General features: G+C 41.5%; 3 protein-coding genes. All 3 read left to right on the top strand.

Annotation, left to right across the window (positions count from 1 at the left end):
• A partial coding sequence (locus LHW48_08610; protein MCB5260512.1) for a hypothetical protein occupies nt 1-622 on the top strand: 622 nt, incomplete at its 5' end.
• A gap of 8 nt (nt 623-630) precedes the next feature.
• Nucleotides 631-1860 (top strand): exonuclease SbcCD subunit D C-terminal domain-containing protein, encoded by a 1230-nt coding sequence (locus LHW48_08605; protein MCB5260511.1) that lies wholly within the window; start codon nt 631-633, stop codon nt 1858-1860.
• 12 nt (nt 1861-1872) lie between these two features.
• A complete protein-coding gene (locus LHW48_08600; GenBank protein ID MCB5260510.1) occupies nt 1873-5130 on the top strand; it encodes a chromosome segregation protein SMC in 3258 nt (1085 codons plus the stop codon).
• Nucleotides 5131-5538: the final 408 nt, after the last annotated feature.

Below are 5538 nucleotides of genomic sequence, written 5' to 3'. Positions count from 1 at the left end.
GGGGATTAATAATGTGTTTGTAAATATGTGGAAGAATAGAGTTTCAGAGAATGATACTATTCTTTATGCTACAGTGCCGTTCAGTAGAAATCTAATCGAGTACACAAGAGGGGATGAGGATCCGGATTATCTGAAACTGACAAGCTTGCAGCATTGGAAAAGCGACACGAGTACGATAACTATCGATGACTATATAGGCATTTACAATGGATTTTTTGGAACAACATATTATTTAGACAGAAACACAACTATGGTAGATACGCTTTTTATTCAAGCAAACCAAATCTGCCTCGCCACTACCCAGACAGGACTTAACCTTGAAGACAAAGTGTTAATGTCCATTGCTATACGCATGAAAGCAGAGCAATTTATGATAGAAAGAATTAGGCTAATAAAAACTGACCCAACATACTGGTGTGAGGAAAGGAGCCAATTTGGAAAGCTGTATGAAGAGCTCATGACCTTAGATGCTAACCTTCCTGAACGTTCTACTCTGGATAAGGTCAGCGTTACGGTCAGTTCAAACATCCATCTTAACTCGTTTATGTACGAGCCAATACTTGATCTTTCGATCGAAAGCCTGATTAAGCTATATAATGAAATATCAGTTTTGCAACCTTAGGAGCCTCTATGAGAATTCTGCATACTTCTGATTGGCACATCGGTAGATCACTTTGTGGGAGAAAACGATATGAAGAATACAACTCATTCTTAATTTGGTTAACAGAGACAATCCAACAGAATGACATCGAAGTCTTATTAGTAGCTGGAGATGTTTTTGATACAACGGCACCGAGTAATCGAGCTCAAGAATTGTATTATCAGTTTCTCCATAAGGTGTCCACATCTACCTGTAAACATGTGGTTATTACTGCCGGTAACCACGATTCCCCATCATTTCTAGTTGCTCCAAAGGAATTACTCAAGGTTCTCAATGTGCATGTAGTAGGCAACGGTGCTGGAGATTTAAACGATGAAGTGCTAGTACTCTATGATCAACAACATGTACCAGAATTGATTGTTTGTGCGGTACCCTATCTGAGGGACAAGGATATTCGTACAGCAGAAGCAGGAGAGAGCATAAATGACAAAGAAAGACATCTACTAGAAGGCATTTCCAAACACTACACTGCGGTAGGTCTGCTAGCCGATAATAAACGCCTTGAACTAGGAATGGATATCCCCATAGTAGGAATGGGGCACTTATTTACTTCTGGTGGTCGTATAGTTGATGATGATGGAGTTCGTGAGCTATATATTGGAACCTTAGCGCATGTGTCTGCTGATGCTTTCCCGAAATCCTTCAACTATACTGCTCTTGGCCACTTACACATTCCACAAAAAGTGAATAAATTAGATACAATTCGTTATAGTGGATCGCCTTTACCTATGGGCTTTGGTGAAGCTAAGCAAAAGAAAAGGGTCTTGATAGTAGATATTGATCATGATACTACCACAGTCAAGCAGATTGAAGTCCCAGTTTTCCAACCGATCGAAAGCATACAGGGAGATTGGGAAGATATATATAACAGGATTACTGATCTATCGGTTGAAAATACCAATGTCTGGTTAGAAATAGTTTACACTGGCGATGAGATCATAAGTGATTTGCAGAATCGCTTATCGATGTCTATTGAGGACACTCCTTTGGAAATAATCCGGGTGAAAAACAACCTGGTTATAGAGCGGGCACTGGAACAAGTGAGTATTGAAGATAGCCTGGATAGTCTGAGTGAAATTGATGTATTCGAGCGTTGTTTGAGTGATCACAATATACCTGAAGAGCAAAGGCAAGATATGATGATAGCTTATAAAGAAATCCTATTATCGATACAAGAATCCGACAGTCAGGCAGAGTAAAGGTGTGATAAGATGAGAGTATTACAGATTCGTTTTAAAAACCTGAATTCCTTAGTCGGTGAGTGGCAAATTGATATGACGAACCCGGCCTATGTTTCAAATGGCATCTTCGCTATTACAGGTCCAACCGGGGCTGGGAAATCTACTATTCTCGATGCAATATGCCTTGCTCTTTATGGAAGGACACCCCGCCTAGACAAGGTAAACAATAGAGGCAATGAGATAATGTCGCGTCTGACAAGTGATTGCTTTGCGGAAGTATGCTTCGAGAATCCAGAAGGCCAATACCGCTGTCATTGGAGCCAACGCAGGGCAAGGAATAAGCCAGACGGAGTTCTACAGGCTCCGAAACACGAGATATTTAAAGCTGAATCAGGTGCTGTCCTAGGCTCATCAATCAGAGGCGTGGCGGAACAAGTAGAAGCTATTACAGGTTTGAATTTTGAAAGGTTTACCCGGTCAATGTTGTTGGCCCAGGGTGACTTTGCGGCATTTTTACAAGCTGATTCTGATGAGCGGGCTCCAATCCTGGAACAGATCACGGGCACGGAAATCTACAGCGAGATATCTATAAAAGTTCATGAGCGGCAACGATATGAACAGGAGAGGCTAAAGTTGCTCAGGGCAGAAGCAGATGGGACATCTGTCCTGGATCCAGAACATGAAGAGCAATACAAAACTGAGCTCGAGAACTTCAGAATAGCAGAGAAACAAGATACTGATAAGTTAAATAAGACCCTGGAGTCGCAAACCTGGCTTACCACAATCGAAGCTTTGCAGAAAGATATCTACAGCCTGGCTGAGGAAGATGAGCTTTTGAAGAAAGAGATCGCTGACTTTCAACCACAGAAGGCGAGACTCGAACAAGCGAATAAAGCTGCTTCATTAGAGGGTAAATATGCTACTCTCACAGCGAATAGACAACAACAGGCAGATGATACTAAAGAATTACAAAAGGCTGAAGCAGCTTTACCGGAATTACAGGCTAAGGCTGAAGATCTTACAAACAGGCTGAGAAGTTTAGAGCAAAGCACATTAAAATCCAAAGAGAATCTGAATAAGGCAAAACCTCTTATCAGGAAGATTATTGCTCTCGATCAGACCATTGCTAATCAAGAGAAGCTATGCCGGGATTCGGAAGAGTCCATCCAGAGATATGAAGAAGAGATAAAGAAACATACGAAGTCTATCACTGGTCTTCACAAGCAGCATGATAATGAAGCCGGGAAACTAAAGAAAATATGCAAGTATCTGGAAGAGCATACGCAAGATGAATGGCTTGTGGAAAACTTAGCAGGTATCCAGGAACAATTGAACAATCTGTCCACTAAACATAAAGAGATTGTACAACTTGATGAAAATATTAGAGAAGCAGTTATTGAGCTTGAGAAGAAGTCCAAAAGCCTCGACGAAACACAGGGTGAAAGCGTTGCGCTGGGTAAGAAACTAAAAGAAGCCTCGCTTCAAAAACAAAAGGAAAAAGATGCCTTAGAATCAATCCTGGATGGAAAACTCTTGCGGGAATACCGCACGGAGAAGTACACACTTCTTGAGAAGAAGGCATTGTTACAACAAATTGCCGCTCTTGAGGATTATCGTGTTAAGCTTAAAGATGGTGAACCATGCCCCTTATGCGGAGCCCAAGATCATCCCTTTGCAAGGGGAAATGTTCCAGTTTTGGATGATACCCAGCGTAAAATTAACGAATTAACAGATTTAATAAGCAAAGCAGAAGACCTGGAAGCTAAATTCCAAAAACTACAAGAAGCAGAAGGTGCTGCTCAGAAGAATCTTGATGAGTGTGATAAGCGGATAGTAAGTGCTGAGAGTGAAAGAAATGCTGCCGAGACCGCCCTAACGGTAAAAAAAGAGGGATTGAAGAAATGTGCAGAAGACTATAGCAGAATCAAGCAAGAGATTGTAAACAAACTCATACCTCTTGGCATCAAAGAGGTTCCGGACTCAGATATAGATTCTGTTATGAATTTACTTAGCAAGCGGTTACGGGATTGGCAGGACTATGTAAAGCAGAAAGAAGAAGTAAGGACAACGATCTCTAGGTACGATAATGAGATAAAACGTTTAGAAGGGATCATAGAGGTTCAACGCACAACTCAGAACGATAGAAAAACCCGGCTAGAGTCTCAAAACACAGAACTTAGCGCAAAAAAAGCAGAGAGGCATAGACTTTTTGGTAACAAAATACCAGACGCAGAAGAGGCTTCGCTAATTGCAACTATTACTAAGGCTGAGCAAGAAGAAAAGAACTGTAGAGATCAACAGTCCAAGCACCAAGGCGAGTTAACGGCAGCCCGAACCAGAGTTGATTCAATCAAGAAGAGTATCAATAAGAGAAATCCAGAGCTGAACAGCCTCGAAACTTCTTTTCTTGCATCACTGCAAATCCTGGGTATCAAGGATGAGAACGAGTATAACAAAACGGTACTCAGCAGCGGCGAGAGGGAAAAGTTATCCCAACTGGCACAGGAACTTGCAAGCAGACTGATAGGTCTTCAAGTCAGGCAAACAGACTGTAAAAAGCGTTATGACACGGAGCTGGCAAAGAAGCTTACGGACTTGACTATTGAGGAAGTGAGAGCGCAAGCAAAAGATTTAGAGACAGCTCTGGGAGAATTGAGAGAGAAGATTGCTACCATCAATACTACTTTACAGAGTAACGAGGTTGCCAAGGAAAAACGCAAGGCAAAGCAAAAAGGTATTGAGACTCAAGAAAAAGAATGCCTAAAATGGGAAAACTTGCACTACCTGATAGGTTCCGCAGATGGGAAAAAGTTTCGTAACTATGCTCAGGGGTTGACTTTCGATGTGATGATAGGTCATGCTAACAAACAATTGCAGCAATTGACCGATAGGTATATACTGATACGTGGTAGTAAAAACCCTCTGGAGCTGGAAGTTATAGACAATTACCAGGCTAGTGTTACAAGATCAACCAAGAATCTGTCGGGTGGAGAGAGCTTCCTTGTCAGCTTATCTCTTGCCTTAGGACTGTCTCAAATGGCTAGCAAGAAAGTTCGGGTGGACTCATTATTCTTAGATGAAGGTTTTGGAACATTAGACGATGAGTCATTATCCTTAGCACTTGAAGCACTGGCAAGTTATCAGCAAAATGGTAAAATAATCGGTGTAATCTCTCACGTTCAAGCGCTTAAGGAGAGGATTAGTACTCAACTTCAAGTAATCCCACAAGCTGGAGGGAAAAGTACTCTAATTGGTCCTGGGTGCAGCCTTTGTCTAACCGATGATTAAATAGATTCAACCTTGTTGGAGCAGAATAAGAATTAGGGATTGACCCACATTAGGAAGTTCTTATTGTGTGAGGACGACTATGCAGTTATCCTGTCAGAATTTGCAGTTTTCGCTGCACAGTTTGCAGAAAGCCTGTCAAAAACTACCTAAAAGGGTCTTGGAAAGGATGAGTAAGGATGAGCAACGATGCGACAGTTTGCAGTTTTCGCTGCACAATTTGCAGATTTCGTTGTCACGTTATACACATCCCGATATTGCACTATCGAGTTACGTCTTTTTGCTTGACATCTATAGAGTGCTCAGGAATTGTGAAAATATAGGTTTTTAGTAGTTTATACAGCTTATGAACCGCCAATTTTGCTTTTCAGAAAAGAGGTAAGGGATGTCTTTATTTGACTTTTTCGGCAT

The sequence above is a fragment of the Candidatus Cloacimonadota bacterium genome, assembly GCA_020532355.1.
In the GTDB taxonomy this organism is placed as follows: domain Bacteria; phylum Cloacimonadota; class Cloacimonadia; order Cloacimonadales; family Cloacimonadaceae; genus UBA5456.
The sequence above is the reverse complement of the archived record's forward strand: the minus strand, read 5'-3'. Positions and strand labels throughout refer to the sequence as shown.